Source organism: Acidovorax sp. HMWF029, assembly GCF_003060895.1.
Classification (GTDB): Bacteria; Pseudomonadota; Gammaproteobacteria; order Burkholderiales; family Burkholderiaceae_C; genus Acidovorax.
Genome location: NZ_QAIH01000215.1, coordinates 1 through 19,341, shown reverse-complemented (window position 1 = coordinate 19,341; position 19,341 = coordinate 1). Strand labels below are relative to the sequence as shown.

Sequence of the window (19,341 nt, the reverse complement as noted above, 5' to 3'; positions counted from 1 at the left end):
AAAAACGCTGGCTGGCACCAGCGTGCAGGAGTGGGCATGGCCCATGGAGCAATGCGCCATCAACGGACTTCGCGGGCCTCCACGTCGGTCACTTGGGCAGCACCCGGCAGGATGCCACCCCGGCGCGACGCGGCGGCCTCGTCACCAGCATCGGAAGGTGCGGCTGCGCCTCGGCGGCCCGAAGACCACCGCTCGGTGGAGCGGAACACCGTGCTAAAGCCGGTGCGCGGATCCACACGCATGGCCCAGGGTGTCACCGGGCGCCCTGTGAGACGCGCCCAGCCTGCGCGCAGCATCCACACCAGGGCCAACACCAAGGCTGCCACCAGCAGGCTGGCAAACAGTACCAACCCCATGGCAATGACCACCACACGCAGCAACAGGCTCACAACGCCCGCAACAAAATCATTCAAACGACACCTCTCCTTCACAATTGGGGAAAAGGATGGCCGCACTGGAGCCCGCCACAACCCCTTCCCACGCCCACATCACCCTTGCGGGGCCACACCGAACTGGAACACGCCCGGCTCCAGCACCGGGTTCACGCTCACAGCGATCACGCTCTTGGGCGGGAACTGCCCTTCCAAGAGCAGCTTGGACAGCGGGTTCTCGATGCGCTGCTGGATCGCCCGCTTGAGCGGCCGCGCACCAAACACCGGATCGAACCCCACCTTGGCCAATTCTGCCAAGGCCGCGTCCGACACCTGCAACTCCAAATCCATCTTGCCCAGCCGGGTTTGCAGCAGTTGCAGCTGGATCTTGGCGATGGACGCGATGTGCTGTGCATCGAGCGCGTGGAACACCACGGTCTCGTCGATGCGGTTCAGGAACTCCGGGCGGAAATGGTTCTTGAGTTCGCCCCACACCGCTTCCTTAATGTCGTCAGAGTCCTCACCCACCATGGCCTGGATCAGATGCGAGCCAATGTTGCTGGTCATCACGATCACCGTGTTCTTGAAGTCCACAGTGCGGCCCTGGCCGTCCGTCAGGCGGCCATCGTCCAGCACCTGCAGCAGCACGTTGAACACGTCGAGGTGGGCCTTTTCCACCTCGTCGAGCAGCAGCACGCTGTAGGGCTTGCGGCGCACAGCTTCGGTGAGATAGCCGCCTTCCTCGTAGCCCACGTAGCCGGGCGGCGCGCCAATCAGGCGGGCGACCGAGTGCTTCTCCATGAACTCGCTCATATCGATGCGGATCAGGTGGTCTTCGCTGTCGAACAGGAAGCCTGCCAGCGCCTTGCATAGCTCGGTTTTGCCAACGCCCGTGGGGCCGAGGAACAAGAAGGAGCCGGTGGGGCGGTTGGGGTCGGACAGGCCCGAGCGCGAGCGGCGGATGGCATTGGCCACCGCAGCAATCGCCTCTTGCTGGCCCACCACGCGCTCGTGCAGCTTAGTCTCCATCTGCAAGAGCTTGTCCTTTTCGCCCTGCATCATCTTGGCCACGGGGATGCCCGTGGCGCGGCTCACCACCTCGGCGATTTCTTCGGCACCGACTTGTGTGCGCAGCAGGCGGCGCGCGGCGGGGGCGCCGTCTTTGCCAGCCTCTTGCGCCTGCGCTTCTTTCAGCTGCTTTTCCAGCTCGGGCAGCTTGCCGTATTGCAGCTCGGCCACCTTGTTGAAGTCGCCCTTGCGGGTGAATTCTTCGATCTGGAATTTGAGCTTGTCGATGGCCTCGCGCACATGCGCGCTGCCCTGCGCCTGGGCTTTTTCGGACTGCCAGATCTCGTCGTAGTCGGCGATTTCCTTTTGCAGCTTGGTGATCTCTTCCTCGATGAGCGCAAAGCGTTTTTGCGAAGATTCGTCCTTCTCGCGGCGCACCGCTTCGCGCTCAATCTGCAGCTGGATCAGGCGGCGGTCGAGCTTGTCCATCACCTCGGGCTTGGAATCCATCTCGATCTTGATCTTGGACGCCGCCTCGTCAATCAGGTCAATCGCCTTGTCGGGCAAAAAGCGGTCGGTGATGTAGCGGTGGCTCAGCTCGGCAGCCGCCACGATGGCGGGGTCGGTGATGTCCACGCCATGGTGCACTTCGTATTTTTCTTGCAGGCCGCGCAGGATGGCGATGGTGGCCTCCACCGTCGGCTCGCCCACCAGAATCTTCTGAAAGCGCCGCTCCAGCGCAGCGTCTTTTTCGATGTACTTGCGGTATTCGTCGAGCGTGGTCGCGCCCACGCAGTGCAGCTCGCCGCGCGCCAGAGCAGGCTTGAGCATGTTGCCCGCGTCCATCGCACCTTCACCCTTGCCCGCGCCCACCATGGTGTGCAGCTCGTCGATGAAGACGATGGTCTGGCCCTCGTCCTTGGCCAGCTCGTTCAGCACGGCTTTCAGGCGCTCCTCGAACTCGCCGCGGAACTTGGCACCCGCCAGCAGCGCGGCCATGTCGAGCGACAGCACGCGCTTGCCCTTGAGGCTTTCAGGCACCTCACCAGCGACGATGCGCTGGGCCAGGCCCTCGACGATGGCGGTCTTGCCCACGCCGGGTTCGCCGATGAGCACGGGGTTGTTCTTGGTGCGGCGCTGCAGCACCTGGATCGCACGGCGGATCTCGTCGTCGCGCCCGATCACCGGGTCCAGCTTGCCGATGCGCGCGCGCTCGGTCAGGTCCAGGCAGTACTTGGCAAGCGCGCCGCGCTGACCCTCGGCCTCGGCGCTGTCCACTTTCTGGCCGCCGCGCACGGCGTCAATGGCGGCCTCCAGGCTCTTGCGCGTGAGGCCGTTGTCCTTGGCAATTTTGGCGGCATCGCCCTTGCTATCGATCACGGCCAGCAAGAACAGCTCGCTCGCGATGAACGGGTCACCGCGTTTGATGGCCTCCTTCTCGGTGGCCTGCAGCACGCGGCCCAGCTCGGGGCCGCCCTGCACCTGTTCGTTGCCTTGCACCTGGGGCAGGCGCTTGACAGCCGCCTCGGCCGCCGTCAGCAGGCCGGGCACGTTGGCGCCCGCGCGCTGCAGCAGCGCCTTGGGGCCGTCGTCCTGCTGCAGCATGGCCAGCAGCACATGCACGGGTTCGATGTAGGCATTGTCATGGCCCAGCGCAATGCTCTGGGCATCGCTCAAGGCTTCCTGGAACTTGGTGGTGAATTTGTCGAGACGCATGGTGGATGTCCTCCGAATTGCAGGACATGTGAGGCAAGATGTGCCTAGTTTCAAGACAGTCCCCCGGCGCCACCCATGGCCTGCTATTGATCTGCGTCAGTGGTTCAACACACCACGCAAGCGCCATTAGCTACTATTTTAATAGCAACAAATACATTACCAGAGCGCGGAGACTGCCAATTCCCCTCAGATTTCCTCGCCTCGACTGGCGGGCATCAGGCCGCGTTGCCCAGCGTGATGCCCCAGCGCGCCAATGCGGCGTCATCGCTCACCCGCGCATCGACCCAGCGGGCGCCCTGGGCGGTTTCTTCCTTCTTCCAGAACGGCGCCTGGGTCTTGAGGTAGTCCATCAAAAACTCGCAGGCCTGAAAACTCTGGCCCCGGTGGGCGCTGGTCACAGCCACCAGCACGATCTGGTCGAGCGGCTGCAGCAGCCCCACGCGGTGGATGACACGGGCGCCGAAGATGTCGAAACGGCGGAAGGCCTCGTCCACCATGGCCTCAATGGATTTTTCAGTCATGCCTGGGTAGTGCTCCAACTCCATGGACGCTACCTGGTCCCCTTCGTTGCGGTCGCGCACCGTGCCCACAAAGCTGCACACCGCGCCCACGCCCTTATTCTCGCGGCGCAGCGCCGCCACTTCGGCGGACAGGTCGAAGTCGTCGAGCTGGATGGAAACGCGGGGCAAAGTCATGGCGGCAGGGCTTTCGGGCAATGAGTCCATCGGGCAGCCGGCGCGCTCATGGCGACCGGTGCAGGCGTGGCGCAGCCAGCAGGGCGCGTTCTTCTTCAACGAACTTGTTCAACTGGGCGAGTGCGGGGGTTGGAGGAAGCTTGGCCAGCAAGGTCTGCAGGCGTGTCACGTCGGACACCGAAGGGGCCACCTTGATCTGCGCGATGGCCGCAGTCAGGTTGCCGCCCTGGATCAGGGCCAGGACCTTGTTGGGCCATTCACTTTTGGGTCTTGCCATGGGATGCTTGGAGTAACTGTACGATTCGCCCGCACTGTACCCGCACTGCCGCCCCCTTTGAACAGGCTCGCACCAACGACCATGGCAACACAAACGATTCAGACCAACCTGTACAAGCTCTACCCCTCGCCCCGCAACACGCACAAGGACGTTTTCGAGCACCAGGTTTTTGTCCCCTATCCCTACGCCATCATCGACCTGGAGGTGATGGAGCTGGCCGGCAAGACCACGCTGTTTGCCGCCTGTCGGCTGTCGGACATGAAGATGGGCCAGCTCGTGAGCTTTGAGCTGGCCTCAGACCAGGCCAAGTTCGAGCGCCTGTTCACCCCGGACTGACAGGCACCATGGACGACGACAACCAGATCCACGTGCCGCCCTCGTTCATGGCGGTGTACACCGACGCCCGAGGGCGCCTCACCGAAAAGGCGAACGGCGTGCGCGCCCGCTACGAGCTGTGCGAAGACCTGGCGGGCCACCTGGTGGAGCATGCGCAGACGCTCTACCACGTGCAGGCCCCATCGGAGGCCGAGATCCTGCGGCGCATCCACGCCGGGCTGTGCACGGCCGAATCGGGCGTGTCGGTGGCCGAGGCCACCTGGATCACCACCCGCCTGGCCGAGCTGCTGAACTGGCCCTGCCCTGAACTGGTGGCGCCCACGCCACAGCCTGCGGTGGAGCCTTGAGGGCCTGTCTGGCTATACTGCGCCCCATGCCCACGCACACACCCTTCGCCATGACTGCCGCATCCGCGGTGGCATTGCAGTGCGTGGTCAAAGCCAAAAAACCAGAGCTCATCTGACCGGAGCTGTGGTTCCGTCCGGATGAGCGACGGAACCACCTGGTAGAGAAACTCCCTTTTTCTTTTCTCTTTTCCCTCCCCGGCATTCCGCGCGCATTCCTTCCGGACGGTTCTTCCCTTGGTCGAACCCTGAAAGGATGTTTCGCATGTCTGCCACCGTTCCCACTCACTCCACGCTATCCCCACAGCCGCTGTTCAGCGGGCTCTGGATCGCCCTGGTCACCCCCTTCAAGGACGGCGCCGTAGACCACCCGGCGCTGGCCGCCCTCACCGCCCGGCTGCGTGCCCAAGGCGTTTCAGGCTTTGTCGCCTGCGGCTCCACAGGCGAGGCCGCTGCGCTGGACAAGGCGGAGCAGTTGGATGTGCTGGAAACGGTGCTCCAGGCCGCTCAGGGCCTGCCCGTGGTGATGGGTGTGTCGGGCTACCACCAGGGCCAGGTGCTGGAACAGGTGCGGACGCTTGCACGCTATCCGATTGCGGGCCTGCTGGTGTCGGCCCCCCACTACATCCGCCCCTCGCAGGAAGGCCTGCTGCACTGGTTCCGCACCCTGGCCGATGCCAGCACGGCACCCGTGCTTATCTACGACATTCCCTACCGCACAGGGGCCATGCTCAGCACCGAAACGCTGCTGACGCTGGCCGCGCATCCGCGCATAGAGGCCATCAAGGACTGTGGCGGCAACCCCGCCAAGACACAGGCCCTGATCAGCGATGGCCGCCTGCAGGTGCTAACGGGTGAAGACGCGCAGATATTCCACACACTGGCCCTGGGCGGCGCAGGCGCCATCTCAGCCAGCGCGCACTGGCAGACGCCGCGCTTCTTGGAACTGATGACGTTGCTGCGCGCAGGCGACCTGGGCGAGGCCCGCCGAGTGTGGCAAGCCCTGCTGCCCTGGATCGAGGTCTGCTTTGCCGAGCCCAACCCGGCGCCGCTGAAGGCCGTGCTGGCCCATGCGGGCGAGATGTGCAATGAACTGCGGGCGCCGATGATGGGCGCCTCGGAGGCTCTGAACCTGCGCCTGCAGGCCCTGGCCTCTACCGGACTCAGCCCCCGGTAACGGGAGGGAAAAACGCCACCTCGGCCCCGTCGGCCAGGGGGGCGGATTCATCGCTCAGGGTCTGGTTGAGCGCCATGCGCACGGCCCGGCCCCGCGCGAGGCTGCTGGCATGGGCACCGCCGCGCGCAATGAGTTCGTCGCGCAGCGCGCCCAGCGTGGCGGCGGCCGTGTCCACCCCCTCCTGCCCGGTGCCGATGGCCTCGCGGATGGAGGCGAAATAGCGGACAGAGATCCTTTTCATCGCCGGGCCGCCCCAAGATGAAAAGCGGCCTCCTCGGGGCTGAGGGGTGCGGCTCTGGTCCTGTCTGCGCAGGACTGGACAGCCCGAAGAGGCGTTGACTCTGGCAACGCCGCGGCCTGCAAGGCCAGCGACCACACGAAGTCGGAAGCGTGGGGGTTAACGTTCATGACAGGAGTTCCGAGAAGGCGATGTACCGCACGGTGTCGCCCGCAGCAATCGTCTGGCCCGCCGGGTTGTCCACCACCCCGTCGCCCCAGGCGGCCGAGGTGAGCACGCCCGAACTCTGGTTGCCGAACAGGTCTAGCCCCCCTGCGGCGTTGTGGCGCACACGCAGAAATTCACGGCGCTTGTCGGCCTTGGGCCACACAAAATCAGCGCGGGCCGCGATGGATTGGGGAGCCACATCGCGCACGCCCTGCAGCCTCAGCACAAAGGGCCGCACCAGCAGTGCAAAGGTCAGAAAGCTGGACACCGGGTTGCCGGGCAGGCCCATGAAATGCGCGGCGCCCCCGTCGCGCGGGATCTGGCCATACGCGAAGGGCTTGCCAGGCTTCATGGCGATCTGCCACAGGTCCAGTGTGCCCAGCGTTTCCACAGCGGGCTTGATGTGGTCTTCCTCGCCCACGCTCACGCCGCCGCTGGTCAGGATCAGGTCGTGCGCGGCGCTCGCGTCGCGCAGGGCTGCGATGGTGGCATCCCGCCGGTCGGGCACGATGCCGAAGTCGGTTACCTCGCAGCCCAGGCGCTGCAGCATGGCGCGCAAGAAGAAACGGTTGCTGTTGTAGATGGCGCCGGGGCGCATCTGCTCGGGCGGCACCTCGCCGGGCATGACCAGTTCATCGCCGGTGGAGAACAGCGCCACGCGCGGGCGGCGGACCACCTGCAGTTCGTGCAGGCCGATGCTGGCCGCCAGGCCCAACTCGGCCGGGGTCAGGCGCGTGCCCGCCGACAGCACCACCGCACCCCGGGTGATATCCTCGCCCGCGCTGCGGATCCACTGGCCGGCCTGGGGGACGGCGTTGATGCGCACCGAACCCAGGCCATCGGCGGTGGCAAGGGCTTCGCAGTCCTCCTGCATCAGGATCGCATCGGCGCCTGCAGGCACAGGCGCGCCGGTGAAGATGCGCGCTGCAGTGCCGGGCTGCAGCGGGTCGCCCGCAATGCCAGCAGGAATGCGCTGTGACACGGGCAACACTCCCCCTGAGGCCGTCACATCGGCGCAGCGCACGGCGTAGCCGTCCATCGAGCTGTTGTCCTGAGGGGGCACCTGCAGCGCCGAAACGCAGTCCTGCGCCAGCACGCGGCCGTCGGCATCGAAGGTGGTGACCGTGTCCGTGCCCCGCAAGGGGGAGGCATGGGCCAACAGGTCGGCCAGCGCCTCGTCCAGCGGTTTCAGGGGTTTGTGGGGGCGGTTCATGCCAGCCCCGCCCCGTACAGCTCGCAGTCGTATTCAAAACGATGCTCGTACTGGATCAGCCAATCCACAACCTGCGCGGGCGCGTTCAGGTCCAGCAATGGCAACTGGGTGGGCACAGGCAGCCCCCCAGGGGCGTCGGTGGCCACGGCCACCACAAAGTCGTCCTCAGGGTAGCGCACGGGTTTGGCCACCTGGCCGGGCTCGGGGGCGCGCCAGACCTCGATCTTGAGCAGGTCGCTGTCCTTGAACCCTTCCACCAGTACCCAGTCCACCCCCTGGTAAAGCTCGGCCAGCAGGTGGTGCACGCTGAGCGTGGCGGGTTGCTCAAACTCGCGCACCAGCATCAGGCGCTTGTCCGACGCAGCCACCACCTCAAAGGCGCCGGCCTCGCGGTGGCGGTAGGTGTCCTTGCCCGGGTGGTCGATGTCGAAACTGTGGTGGGCATGCTTGACCACCGACACGCGCAGCCCACGCAGCCGCAGTTCGGGGATCAGTTGCTCGACCAGTGTGGTCTTGCCACTGCCGGAGAACCCGGCAAAACCGACAACCTTCATCCAGTGCTCCTTGGTTAGCTACATTATTTATAGCTACTAGCGCTTACCAGACGCGCGCCAGGGGCGTTTTTTCTTCAAACACCCCCTCAAAAGAGGGGACGGCCTCAACCCTGCACAGCCGGGGCGCAGTGGCGCTCAATGTAGGCCTTGACCAGCTCCACATCGGCGGGCATGACCTGCACACGCTTGGGCAGGTCTTCGATGCCCGCAAACTTGGCGGGCCGCTCGGGCGCATGGCCCAGGGCCTCGACAATGGTCTCGGCGAACTTGATGGGCAGCGCCGTCTCCAGCACGATCATGGGCACCTTGGGGTCCTGGTGGTGCTCGCGGGCCACCTTCACGCCGTCGGCAGTGTGGGTGTCGATGGTGACGCCGTGGCGCTCGAAGGTGTCCTTGATGGTGGCCAGGCGGTCGGCATGGGTGCTCTTACCGCTTTCAAAGCCGTATTTCTTGGCGGCCTCTGCAAACAAGGGGTCCGCGCTCAGGTCAAAGCGGCCGTAGGTTTGCAGTGCGGCGCTGAACAGGGCCTTGGTGCGCTGGCCGTTGCGGCCCAGCAGGTCAAAAATGAAGCGCTCGAAATTGCTGGCCTTGCTGATGTCCATCGAGGGGCTCGATGTCTCATGCGTGTCGGCACTGCCGCGCACGCGGTACACGCCGGTGCGGAAGAACTCGTCGAGCACATCGTTCTCGTTGGTGGCCACCACCAGCTTGGCAATCGGCAGGCCCATCATGCGCGCCACATGGCCTGCGCACACGTTGCCAAAGTTGCCCGAGGGCACCGTGAAGCTGACCTTCTGGCTATTGGTCTCGGTGGCCTGGATGTAGCCCGCAAAGTAGTACACCACCTGCGCCAACAGGCGCGCCCAGTTGATGGAGTTGACGGTGCCGATCTTGTACTTGTGCTTAAAGGCGTGGTCGTTGGACACGGCCTTGACGATGTCCTGGCAGTCGTCGAACACGCCTTCTATGGCGATGTTGTGGATGTTCTCGTCCTGCAGGCTGAACATCTGCGCCTGCTGGAAGGCGCTCATGCGGCCGTGCGGGCTGGTCATGAACACGCGCACGCCGGCCTTGCCCCGCATCGCGTATTCGGCCGCGCTGCCGGTGTCGCCGCTGGTGGCGCCCAGGATGTTGAGCTGCTCGCCACGGCGGCCCAGTTCGTACTCAAACAGGTTGCCCAGCAGCTGCATCGCCATGTCCTTGAAGGCCAGCGTGGGGCCGTTGGACAGGGCTTCGAGCCACAGGCCATCTTCGAGGTGGCGCAGGGGCACGATCTCGCCCGTGCCAAACACCTCGGCGGTGTAGGTCTTGGCGCAGATGGCCTTGAGGTCCGCAGCGGGGATGTCGTCGATGTACAGCGACAGGATCTGAAACGCCAGCTCGGCGTAGCCTTGCTCGTGGTAAGCCTTGCGCAGCTTGGTCAACGCGGCGCCAGTGATCTTGGGGTACGTCTCGGGCAGGTACAGCCCACCATCGGGTGCCAGGCCTTCGAGCAGGATATCGCAGAACTGCTTGCGGTCTGCGTGGCCGCGTGTGCTGAGGTATTTCATGAGGGTGTTCCGTCGGTGTCGCTCAAAGACTGATGCCGTACACACGGATATCAAGGTAAAAACGTGAGGCGATCAGCAGCAGGAAGCCGCCGATCAGGATTAGCCAGTGCAGTGGCTTGTCCTCGAAATTGTCCGTGCGCTCCAGCAGCACGAAGTACAGCCAGGCCGCCAGAAAACTGCCCATCCCGTTGAGGATGGCCTGCCAGCGCGGCATGGACCCGAACAGGGCCAGCATGACCAGCAGGCCGAACCAGAACGCCAGGTGCCAGCGCGGCAGATCGACATGCGCCATCTTCAGCAGCGCCGACAGCGTGAGGGCGGCAACCAGCGTGGGCATGGCGGGGCGGCATCATGGCGCAGCGTGGCCCATCATCAGTTGAGCTCTTCCTTGCGAATGCGCGTGATGGGAGCCAGCACGGTGGGCAGCGCCTGCATTTGCGCAATGACGGAGTCCATCGTGCCTTCGCGGGTGTCGTGGGTCAGGATGATGAGATCCGTTTGGGTAGAGCCCTCGCCGCCCACTTCGTCAGCCTCGCGCTGCAGGACGGCGTCGATGCTCACGCCCGCCTCGGCTAAAAGGCCGGTCACCTTGGCCAGCACGCCAGCCTGGTCGGCCACGCGCAGGCGCAGGTAGTAGCTGGTGACCACTTCGCTCATGGGCAGCACAGGCAGCTGGTCCATGGCGCCCTGCAGCGTGTTGGACTGGAAGGCGAGGTGCGGCACGCGGTGCTCGGGGTCGGCCGTGTGCAGGCGAGCAATGTCCACCAGGTCGGCAATCACGGCGCTGGCGGTGGGCTCGCTGCCCGCGCCCTTGCCGTAGTAAAGCGTTGTGCCCACGGCATCGCCCTGCACCACCACGGCGTTCATCGCACCTTCGACGTTGGCGATCAGGCGCTTGGAGGGCACCAGGCTCGGGTGCACGCGCAGCTCGATGCCCTTGTCGGCGCGCTTGGTGATACCGAGGAGCTTGATGCGGTAGCCCAGTTGCTCGGCGTACTTGATGTCGGCCGCGCCGAGCTTGGTGATGCCCTCGACATAGGCCTTGTCGAACTGCACCGGAATGCCAAACGCAATCGCGCTCATCAGCGTGACCTTGTGGGCCGCGTCCACGCCTTCGATGTCGAAGGTGGGGTCGGCCTCGGCATAGCCCAGGCGCTGCGCTTCCTTGAGCACCACGTCGAAGTCCAGGCCCTTGCTGCGCATCTCGGACAGGATGAAGTTGGTGGTGCCGTTGATGATGCCGGCAAGCCACTGGATGCGGTTGGCGGTGAGGCCCTCGCGCAGCGCCTTGATGATGGGGATCCCACCGGCCACGGCGGCCTCGAAGGCCACCATCACGCCCTTGGCCGATGCGGCCGCGAAGATCTCGGTGCCGTGCACCGCCAGCAGCGCCTTGTTGGCGGTGACCACATGTTTGCCTGCCGCAATGGCTTCGAGCACCAGCGCGCGGGCGATACCGTAGCCGCCAATCAGCTCGATCACGATGTCGATGTCAGGGTTGGCGATGATGGCGCGGGCGTCGTTAACGACCTGGATGTCAGCACCCACAACCGCCTTGGCGCGCTCCACGTCCAGATCGGCCACCATGGTGATCTGAATGCCGCGGCCAGCGCGGCGGCTGATTTCGTCCTGGTTGCGAGCAAGCACGTTGAACACGCCGCTACCTACGGTGCCGATGCCCAGAAGGCCTACTTGGATGGGTTTCATGGAAGATTTACCAGTCAAAAATGGGGTTTGCGCCTGTCCAGCAAGCGCTAGCAGCTATCAAAAAATGAGTATCAACCGACGCGCCTCAGATCGGTGCCGCAGCGCTTGCGGTACAGCTCAAGGAAACGCGCCACGCGGCCAATGGCGTCGCGCAGGTCGTCTTCGTGCGGCAGGAAAACGATGCGGAAGTGGTCGGGTGCGGCCCAGTTGAAGCCCGTGCCCTGCACCAGCATCACCTTGGTCTCCTGCAGCAGCTCCAGGAAGAACTGCTGGTCGTCCTCAATGGGGTACACGGCCGGGTCCAGACGCGGGAACATGTACAGCGCCGCCTGCGGCTTCACGCAGCTCACGCCGGGAATGGCGGTGATCAGCTCATAGGCCAGGTCGCGCTGCTTGCGCAGGCGACCGCCCTCGCCCACCAACTCATTGATGCTCTGGTAGCCACCCAACGCGGTCTGCACGGCCCACTGGCCGGGCACGTTGGCGCATAGGCGCATGTTAGAGAGCATGTTCAGGCCCTCGATATAGTCCTTGGCGGGCTTCTTGTCGCCCGACACCACCAGCCAGCCCGCGCGGTACCCGCAGGAGCGGTAGCTCTTGGACAGCGAGTTGAAGGTGAGCGTGAGCACATCCTCGCTCAGCGAGCCAATCGCCGTGTGCCTGGCGCCGTCATACAGCACCTTGTCGTACACCTCGTCGGCAAAGATCACCAGACCATGTTCGCGCGCGATAGCGATGATGCCCTTGAGCAGCTCGTCGGAGTACAGCGCGCCCGTGGGGTTGTTGGGGTTGATGACCACAATGCCCTTGGTTCGTGCCGTGATCTTCGCGCGAATGTCGGCCAGATCAGGCATCCAGCCATTGGCTTCGTCGCACAGGTAGTGCACCGGCGTGCCACCAGAGAGGCTGGCCGCCGCCGTCCACAGCGGGTAGTCGGGCGAGGGCAGCAGCAACTCGTCGCCCGTGTCCAGCAGCGCATTCGTGGCCATCACGATGAGTTCGCTGGCACCGTTGCCCAGGTAGATGTCGTCCAGTGCCACGCCCTTGATGCCCTGCTTCTGGGTTTCGTGCATCACGGCCTTGCGCGCGGCAAAAATGCCTTTGCTGTCCGAATAGCCCGCCGAGTTGGGCAGATTGCGGATCATGTCGAGCTGGATCTCTTCGGGCGCATCGAAGCCGAACACGGCCAGGTTGCCGATGTTGAGCTTGATGATCTTGTGCCCGTCTTCCTCCATCTTCTTGGCCGCGTCCATGATCGGCCCCCGGATGTCGTAGCAGACGTTGGCGAGCTTGGCGGATTTTTGGACGGTTTTCATGCGCTGACGGAAAAGCGAAGCGGTGGAAAAGACGGCGAGACAGCGGCAACAAGGCGGCCAGGGCAGCTGGGCATTCGGCGAAACCTATAATTTGACCACAGAACCGGCCCCCTCCCCTCGCGCGCGCCTGCGGCGGCGCCCTGCAGACCGCACCACAGGCACATCCATGAAATTCCAGCCCGACCGCTCGAACGCACAGACCATCAGCGGCTATGGCCCCGGCTGGATCGGCGTGGATGCAGAGAAGATCACCCACAGCGTCATCCTCGGCTCCGGCGGGCTGCGCCAGGCCTGGCCCTGTGCGCGCTTCGAAGACCTGACCCCGGACCACTTCGTGCAACTGGCCACACTGGAGGCCGAGCTGGTGATCCTTGGCAGCGGAACCCGCAACCGCTTTCCGCCCCCCGCCTGGCTGGCACCGCTGATGGCCCGGCGGCTCGGGCTGGAGACCATGGACACGGCAGCGGCCTGCCGCACTTACAACATCCTGGCCGGAGAAGGCCGGAACGTGGTTGCAGCGCTCATTCTGGAGGCCTGAGGGCCTGCCAGCGGCCCCCGCGAAAGGGGTGCAATGCCTATGCAAAGCCTTGCAAAAGTGCGCGCCACCAAAGGCAAGACACACAGTCTTACATTTGGCCGGCAATCGATTTCGGGGTAAAATCACCGGTTGCGGTCGGGGGCACCACCAAGAGCAATAACACACCCCACTCCCCCGGCTTACCAACGACTACATCCTGAGAGATTGAAGTGATATGGCGATCGTTGTCAACAAACCCCTCCCTGAATTTGAAGCCAACGCGACCGGTGGAATCAAGGTTTCCAACACCTCCCACCTTGGCCAGATTCTGGTTCTGTACTTCTATCCCAAGGACAACACGCCTGGCTGCACCACGGAGGCCATGCAATTTCGCGACAAGTACAAAGATTTTGTGAAGGCAGGTGCCGCCGTGTTTGGCGTGTCGCGCGACAACATGAAGTCGCACGACGACTTCAAGGAAAAGCTGGAGTTGCCATTCGAGCTGATCGCCGACACCGAAGAGAAGATGTGCCACATGTTCGGCGTGGTCAAGAACAAGATCATGTATGGCAAGAAGGTCAAGGGCATCGAACGCAGCACCTTCCTGATCGGCCCCGATGGCATCTTGGTCCAGGAGTGGCGCGGCCTCAAGGTACCCGGCCACGTTGACGAAGTTCTCAAGACCGTCAAATCCATCAAGACCCTGAAAAAGGCCGCCTGATCCGCCGCCACCTGCGTACTCGGATCAAGCTCCTGGAGCATCGACGCGACACCCCATCGGTTTTGCCCCGGCAAGACATCCAGAGTGGGCATAATGGATTGATGCTCCTGGCTATCGCGACGTTCACTCCACCCCAAAAAGCCGCCTTGGCCTCCAGGCGGCTTTTTGCTTTCTGACCTGCCTTTCCTCATTTACCGACCGAGGCCCTGCCACCATGCCCCTGCCCCCCGCACCCAGCCGGCGCGCTGCACTCCTCGCGCCAGAAGCCTTTGAAGTCACAGCCCGTCCGCGGGCATCACAAGCCTCAGCCAACGAAGCCATCGCCGAACCCTTGCGCACTACCGCCGCCCCCCGAGCAGGGCGCAAAGCAGGGAGCGCACCACCTGTGGCGTCAGGATCCCCGGTCGCAGCACCGCAAATCCCTGTCGAAACCCATGCCCGCGGCCAGGAACCCGCAAGCGCCCCCACAGCCCGCGCCACCAGCACCCGTAAGGCACGCACGACCAGTGCGGCAGCCACCCCCAGCGCCGCAGCCAACGCCACGGCTCCTCGGAACAAAAAAGCCGCGCCACAGGGCCCGACCAAGCTGTTCGTGCTGGACACCAATGTGTTGCTGCACGACCCCACCAGCCTGTTTCGTTTCGAAGAGCACGACATCTTCCTGCCCATGATCGTGCTGGAAGAGCTGGACGGCCACAAGAAGGGCATGACCGAAGTGGCCCGCAATGGCCGCCAAGCCAGCCGCACGCTCGATGCACTGGCCGCAGCCCAGGGCGCCGACATGGCCAAGGGACTCAAGCTCGACTCCACCGGCCAGCGCGCTGCGGGTGGCCACCTGTTCTTCCAGACTGCGCCGCTCGACTACAGCCTGCCCACCAGCCTGCCCCCCGGCAAGGCCGACAACCAGATCCTGGGCGTGGTGGAAGCCCTGCGCAAGCTGCATGCGCCACGCGAGGTGGTGCTGGTATCCAAAGACATCAACATGCGCGTCAAAGCACGCGCCCTGGGCCTTACCGCCGAGGACTACCAGAACGACAAGACGCTGGAAGATGGCGACCTGCTGTACGCCGGCGTGCTGGCCCTCCCACCCGACTTCTGGACCAAGAGCGGCAAGAACGTGGAAAGCTGGCAGAGCGGCGCCCACACCTATTACCGCATTGGTGGCCCCATCGTTCAGCAGCTGATGATCAACCAGTTTGTGTACTTTGAGGCCCCTGGCGAGCCCAGTCTGTTTGCACGCGTGAGCGAAATACGCGAGAAGACTGCGGTGTTGCAGACCCTCAAAGACTACGGTTCGGCCAAGAATGCCGTGTGGGGCGTGACGACGCGCAACCGCGAGCAGAACTACGCCATGAACCTGCTCATGGACCCGGAGATCGACTTTGTGACGCTGACTGGCACAGCTGGCACCGGCAAGACCCTGCTGGCCCTGGCCGCAGGCCTGACCCAGGTGCTGGACGACCGCCGCTATACCGAGATCATCATGACCCGGGCCACCGTGAGTGTTGGCGAGGACATCGGCTTCCTGCCCGGCACCGAGGAGGAAAAGATGGGCCCATGGATGGGCGCGCTGGACGACAACTTGGAGTTTTTGGCCAAAGGCGATGGCGGCAATGCTGGCGAGTGGGGGCGCGCAGCCACCAACGAGCTGATCCGCAGCCGTATCAAGATCAAAAGCATGAACTTCATGCGCGGGCGCACCTTCCTGAACAAGTACGTGATCATCGACGAGGCGCAGAATCTCACGCCCAAGCAGATGAAGACACTCATCACCCGCGCGGGCCCTGGCACCAAGATCATCTGCATGGGCAACCTCGCGCAGATCGACACGCCCTACCTGACCGAGGGCTCCTCGGGCCTGACCTATGCGGTGGACCGCTTCAAGGGCTGGCCCCACAGCGGGCACATCACTCTTGCAAGGGGTGAGCGTTCGCGTCTGGCGGACTTTGCCAGCGAAGTTCTTTGACATCGCACCAAAAATGAAAAGGCCCCTGCCGCTGGCAGGGGCCTTTTGCTTTTGGGGCGTCCGTCTTTTGCGCGTCAGTAATCGTCGCCGCCACCCATGGCCAGATTTTCGAAACGGGTCTGGTTCTTTTGGAAGAAGAGTTTGACCGTGCCGGTGGGCCCGTTACGCTGCTTGCCGATGATGACCTCGGCCACGTTAGGCTCCTTGGAGTCCTTGTTGTAGTAGTCGTCGCGGTAGATGAACATGATGATGTCCGCGTCCTGCTCGATGGCGCCGGATTCGCGCAGGTCGGACATCATGGGGCGCTTGTCGGTGCGCTGCTCCACCGAGCGGTTGAGCTGGGAGAGCGCGATCACAGGGCATTGCAGTTCCTTGGCCAGCATCTTGAGGCCCCGGGATATCTCGCCCAGCTCGGTCGCACGGTTGTCCGAGCTTGCCGCCGAACCCGAGCCGCTCATGAGCTGCAAATAGTCCACCACAATCAAGCCCAGCTTGCCACACTGGCGCGCCAGTCGGCGCGCGTTGGCACGCAGCTCACCGGGAGACAGGCCAGGGGTTTCGTCAATGTGCAGCGAAACGGTGCGCAGCCGCTCTATGGCCTCGGTCAGGCGCGGCCATTCGTCGTCGGTGAGCTTGCCGGTGCGCAGGTTGCCCTGGTTCACCCGGCCAATCGAGCCCACAATACGCACCGCCAGCTGGGCAGCACCCATTTCCATCGAGAAGATCGCGACAGGCAGGCCTTCATTGAGCGCCACATGTTCGGCAATGTTCACCGCGAACGAAGTCTTGCCCATGGACGGGCGGGCCGCCAGCACGATCATGTCGCCCGCCTGCAGGCCCGAGGTCATGCGGTCCAGGTCGGCGAAACCGGTAGGCACGCCTGTCACGTCGGCCGGGTTGTCGGCCATCTCCTGCACCTTGTCGAGCAGGTCGATCACCAGGTTGTCGAGCGACTGGAAACCTTGCTTGTTGCGCGACCCCTCTTCGCCGATGGCGAAGATCTTGGCCTCGGCCTCGTCCAGAATCCGCTCCACAGTCTTGCCCTGCGGGTTGAAGGCATTGGTGGATATCTCGTCGCTGGCCGTGACCAGCTTGCGCAGGATGGCGCGCTCGCGCACGATCTCCGCGTAACGGCGGATGTTCGTGGCACTGGGAACATACTGCGCCAGACTGTTCAGGTAGGTGAGCCCGCCCATCTCCTGGGCCTTGCCCTGGTTCTTGAGTTGCTCAAACACCGTAATCACGTCGGCGGGCTTGCTGGCATTGATCAGCGCGCCGATGGCCGCGTAGATGGCCTGGTGTTCGTAGCGGTAAAAATCGCCCTCCTTGAGCAAGTCCCCGACCCGGTCCCAGGCATTGTTGTCCAGCAGCAGACCACCCAGCACGCTGGACTCGGCCTCAATGGAGTGCGGCGGCGTGCGCAGCTTGGCGATCTCCTGATCCTCGCTGGGGGATGGCAGCGAGCCCTGTTCATCGAGCGGAGGGAAAACAGCGGACATGGATTTCTCCGGGACAGGTCTAGAAACCGGTTATCCCATGGCGCCAGAGACGACAGCCAGAATGGATAAGCCTGGGGGCAATCTGTGGATGACCGGTGGGCAATCCTGTACAAATGGCCCGATCGAAAACGCGAAAGCCGCCCGGAGGCGGCTTTCGCAGCGAGTCGCGCAGATTATCTACGCGCTGGCGATCAGGCAGTTTCGCCGTAGACCGACACGTTGACTTCCACCACCACGTCGGTGTGCAAAGCCACGCTCACAGCGCTGTCGCTCACGACCTTGATGGGGCCGTTGGGCAGGCGAATTTGCGACTTGGCAACCTTGTAGCCTTGCTTGTTCAGCTCTTCGGCGATGTCGTGGTTGGTCACAGAACCAAACAGACGGCCGTCCACGCCAGCCTTTTGCGTCAGCTTGATGGTCGTGCCACCCAGCTTTTCGCCTTGGGCTTGGGCTTCTGCCAGCTTGGCGGCAGCAGCCTTTTCGAGTTCAGCGCGCTTGGCTTCGAACTCTGCCTTGGCAGCTTCGGTGGCGCGGCGGGCGCGGCCCGAAGGGATCAGGAAGTTGCGGGCGTAGCCGTCTTTGACCTTGACGATTTCACCGAGGTTGCCGAGGTTCACAACCTTGTCGAGCAGGATGATTTGCATGGGTTGTGCTCCTTAGATCTTGTGCTGGTCGCTGTAAGGCACCAGGGCCAGGAAGCGGGCGCGCTTGATGGCGGTGTTCAGCTGACGCTGGAAGATGGCGCGCGTGCCGGTCAGGCGTGCGGGGATGATCTTGCCGTTTTCGGCGATGAAATCGCGCAGCGTATCGACATCCTTGTAGTCGATTTCTTCAACGCCCGTCACCGTGAAGCGGCAGAAGCGCTTGCGCTTGAACAGCAGGGACTGGGTGTTGCGCTTTGGGCGCTTGTCTTTGTTGAACTTCTTGAACGTGGCCATTGCGGACCCCTTGAAAATTAATTTTGTTGAATATCCTGGATGTGCAGCACTGCGGTCTTGCCATTGCGCGGGTTGGCCAGAAATCCGTGGAATGTCCAGAGACTTCCGATGTTCTGCCTTGCCAGACGCTCAGCCATTGCCCCGAAGGCCATGGCTTTGATGGCGGCCCTGACTGCGCGGGGATGTTCTGCCTCGGTTTGCTGCGACTCATGCTCGAGCCGCAGGGTGATGGCAGGCAATCCGGCGGGCGTGTAGCGCAGGGGTTCAGCCTCCGCGATACAGGCGGTCAAGACTACGCGGTTCTCCACTCCAAAAAGGATGGATCAGCGCTCGCCGCGCTCACCGCCGGCAGCTGCGTACTCAGCTTGGCTGGCCTTGCGGGCTTCTTCGCGCTCGACAGTCTTCATCATGGAAGATGGACCCGTGTCGGCCTTCTTCTTCTGAACCGTCAGGTGGCGCAACACGGCGTCGTTGAACTTGAAGGCGTGCTCCAGTTCAGCCATCACGGCCTGGTCGGCTTCGATGTTCACGCACAGGTAGTGGGCCTTGGCCAGCTTGTTGATCAGGTACGCCAGTTGACGACGGCCCCAGTCTTCCACGCGGTGCACCTTGCCACCGCCAGCGGTGATCATGCCCTTGTAGCGCTCCAGCATGGCTGGAACTTGTTCGCTTTGATCCGGATGGATCAACAAAATGATTTCGTAATGACGCATGCAGACTCCTTTTGGGTGAGACCACCCACCGCGTCTAGAAGTGGTGTGGCAAGGGAAAGCCTGCGATTATAGCCCGGCCGCCGCCGCTTGTACACTCAGCGCTTTCTGGCAGCCCTCGGGCACGCACAACAGGCGTCCAACAAAAGACGCCAGATGGCGCCCAAAGGGACGTTCAACCCTTGCAAAAACCGGGGTTGGACCGACTTGCATACCACCACGGCGCCCTGCGCGCAGGGCGCCGTGGTGGTATGCAAGTCGGTCCAACCCCGGTTTTTGCA

Annotated in this window: 22 protein-coding genes; 6 read left to right on the top strand and 16 right to left on the bottom strand. The window is 63.6% G+C overall.

Features of this window, described 5'->3' with window-relative positions; all coding sequences use genetic code 11:
- Nucleotides 1–59 precede the first annotated feature (59 nt).
- The 4 genes from DBR12_RS15195 to DBR12_RS15180 form a co-directional block, all read right to left on the bottom strand.
- The gene (locus DBR12_RS15195; RefSeq protein WP_108618030.1) at nt 60–413 is read right to left on the bottom strand and encodes a hypothetical protein; all 354 of its coding nucleotides are present in this window, start codon (nt 411–413) and stop codon (nt 60–62) included.
- Between the two features lie 75 nt (nt 414–488).
- Nucleotides 489–3,095 (bottom strand): ATP-dependent chaperone ClpB, encoded by a 2,607-nt coding sequence (gene clpB, locus DBR12_RS15190; RefSeq protein WP_108618029.1) that lies wholly within the window; start codon nt 3,093–3,095, stop codon nt 489–491.
- 215 nt (nt 3,096–3,310) lie between these two features.
- Nucleotides 3,311–3,790, bottom strand: coding sequence for a molybdenum cofactor biosynthesis protein MoaE (locus DBR12_RS15185; RefSeq protein WP_108618039.1), 480 nt, complete (start codon nt 3,788–3,790; stop codon nt 3,311–3,313).
- Between the two features lie 46 nt (nt 3,791–3,836).
- On the bottom strand, nt 3,837–4,067 hold the full coding sequence (locus DBR12_RS15180; RefSeq protein ID WP_108618028.1) for a hypothetical protein: 231 nt from the start codon (nt 4,065–4,067) through the stop codon (nt 3,837–3,839).
- An 81-nt stretch (nt 4,068–4,148) separates the two neighbouring features.
- Between DBR12_RS15180 and DBR12_RS15175 the strand changes: the two genes are divergently transcribed.
- The 3 genes from DBR12_RS15175 (at nt 4,149) to dapA (ending at nt 5,924) form a co-directional block, all read left to right on the top strand.
- The gene (locus tag DBR12_RS15175; RefSeq protein ID WP_108618027.1) at nt 4,149–4,403 is read left to right on the top strand and encodes a hypothetical protein; all 255 of its coding nucleotides are present in this window, start codon (nt 4,149–4,151) and stop codon (nt 4,401–4,403) included.
- An 8-nt stretch (nt 4,404–4,411) separates the two neighbouring features.
- On the top strand, nt 4,412–4,750 hold the full coding sequence (locus DBR12_RS15170; protein WP_108618026.1) for a hypothetical protein: 339 nt from the start codon (nt 4,412–4,414) through the stop codon (nt 4,748–4,750).
- A 262-nt stretch (nt 4,751–5,012) separates the two neighbouring features.
- On the top strand, nt 5,013–5,924 hold the full coding sequence (gene dapA, locus DBR12_RS15165; protein WP_108618038.1) for a 4-hydroxy-tetrahydrodipicolinate synthase: 912 nt from the start codon (nt 5,013–5,015) through the stop codon (nt 5,922–5,924).
- Here dapA and moaD read toward each other — a convergent pair.
- From moaD to DBR12_RS15130, 7 genes are all read right to left on the bottom strand, one after another.
- Entirely contained in the window at nt 5,911–6,165 is a 255-nt protein-coding gene (moaD, locus tag DBR12_RS15160) for a molybdopterin converting factor subunit 1 (protein WP_108618025.1), read from the bottom strand. The two genes, dapA and moaD, sit on opposite strands and share 14 nt — an antisense overlap.
- 163 nt (nt 6,166–6,328) lie before the next feature.
- Nucleotides 6,329–7,582, bottom strand: a complete 1,254-nt coding sequence (gene glp / locus DBR12_RS15155) for a gephyrin-like molybdotransferase Glp (RefSeq protein ID WP_108618024.1) — start codon at nt 7,580–7,582, stop codon at nt 6,329–6,331.
- A complete protein-coding gene (gene mobB / locus DBR12_RS15150; RefSeq protein ID WP_108618023.1) occupies nt 7,579–8,136 on the bottom strand; it encodes a molybdopterin-guanine dinucleotide biosynthesis protein B in 558 nt (185 codons plus the stop codon). Before mobB ends, glp begins: the two co-directional genes overlap by 4 nt.
- Before the next feature lie 104 nt (nt 8,137–8,240).
- Nucleotides 8,241–9,686, bottom strand: coding sequence for a threonine synthase (gene thrC / locus DBR12_RS15145; RefSeq protein WP_108618022.1), 1,446 nt, complete (start codon nt 9,684–9,686; stop codon nt 8,241–8,243).
- 22 nt (nt 9,687–9,708) lie between these two features.
- The gene (locus DBR12_RS15140) at nt 9,709–10,023 is read right to left on the bottom strand and encodes a response regulator (protein WP_108618021.1); all 315 of its coding nucleotides are present in this window, start codon (nt 10,021–10,023) and stop codon (nt 9,709–9,711) included.
- A 35-nt stretch (nt 10,024–10,058) separates the two neighbouring features.
- The gene (locus DBR12_RS15135; protein ID WP_108618020.1) at nt 10,059–11,393 is read right to left on the bottom strand and encodes a homoserine dehydrogenase; all 1,335 of its coding nucleotides are present in this window, start codon (nt 11,391–11,393) and stop codon (nt 10,059–10,061) included.
- Between the two features lie 71 nt (nt 11,394–11,464).
- Nucleotides 11,465–12,709, bottom strand: a complete 1,245-nt coding sequence (locus tag DBR12_RS15130) for a pyridoxal phosphate-dependent aminotransferase (RefSeq protein ID WP_108618019.1) — start codon at nt 12,707–12,709, stop codon at nt 11,465–11,467.
- Nucleotides 12,710–12,875: 166 nt separating this feature from the next.
- Here DBR12_RS15130 and DBR12_RS15125 point away from each other — a divergent pair, with 166 nt between their 5' ends.
- The 3 genes from DBR12_RS15125 to DBR12_RS15115 all read left to right on the top strand — a co-directional run bounded on the left by DBR12_RS15125 (nt 12,876) and on the right by DBR12_RS15115 (nt 15,913).
- Nucleotides 12,876–13,247: an Mth938-like domain-containing protein gene (locus tag DBR12_RS15125; protein ID WP_108618018.1), complete on the top strand. Its 372-nt coding sequence runs from the start codon at nt 12,876–12,878 to the stop codon at nt 13,245–13,247.
- A gap of 214 nt (nt 13,248–13,461) precedes the next feature.
- On the top strand, nt 13,462–13,947 hold the full coding sequence (locus tag DBR12_RS15120; RefSeq protein WP_108618017.1) for a peroxiredoxin: 486 nt from the start codon (nt 13,462–13,464) through the stop codon (nt 13,945–13,947).
- A gap of 214 nt (nt 13,948–14,161) precedes the next feature.
- A complete protein-coding gene (locus DBR12_RS15115; protein WP_108618016.1) occupies nt 14,162–15,913 on the top strand; it encodes a PhoH family protein in 1,752 nt (583 codons plus the stop codon).
- 74 nt (nt 15,914–15,987) lie between these two features.
- Here the strand turns inward: DBR12_RS15115 and dnaB are convergent, their stop codons facing one another.
- The 5 genes from dnaB to rpsF all read right to left on the bottom strand — a co-directional run bounded on the left by dnaB (nt 15,988) and on the right by rpsF (nt 19,063).
- A complete protein-coding gene (dnaB, locus tag DBR12_RS15110; protein ID WP_108618015.1) occupies nt 15,988–17,412 on the bottom strand; it encodes a replicative DNA helicase in 1,425 nt (474 codons plus the stop codon).
- A gap of 191 nt (nt 17,413–17,603) precedes the next feature.
- Entirely contained in the window at nt 17,604–18,056 is a 453-nt protein-coding gene (rplI, locus tag DBR12_RS15105) for a 50S ribosomal protein L9 (RefSeq protein WP_108618014.1), read from the bottom strand.
- Between the two features lie 12 nt (nt 18,057–18,068).
- Nucleotides 18,069–18,350, bottom strand: a complete 282-nt coding sequence (gene rpsR / locus DBR12_RS15100) for a 30S ribosomal protein S18 (RefSeq protein WP_005795932.1) — start codon at nt 18,348–18,350, stop codon at nt 18,069–18,071.
- A 17-nt stretch (nt 18,351–18,367) separates the two neighbouring features.
- Nucleotides 18,368–18,658, bottom strand: coding sequence for a primosomal replication protein N (priB, locus tag DBR12_RS15095; protein ID WP_108618013.1), 291 nt, complete (start codon nt 18,656–18,658; stop codon nt 18,368–18,370).
- Between the two features lie 15 nt (nt 18,659–18,673).
- Complete coding sequence (gene rpsF / locus DBR12_RS15090; RefSeq protein WP_094285575.1) at nt 18,674–19,063, bottom strand: 30S ribosomal protein S6; 390 nt, start codon at nt 19,061–19,063, stop codon at nt 18,674–18,676.
- Between the last annotated feature and the right edge of the window lie 278 nt (nt 19,064–19,341).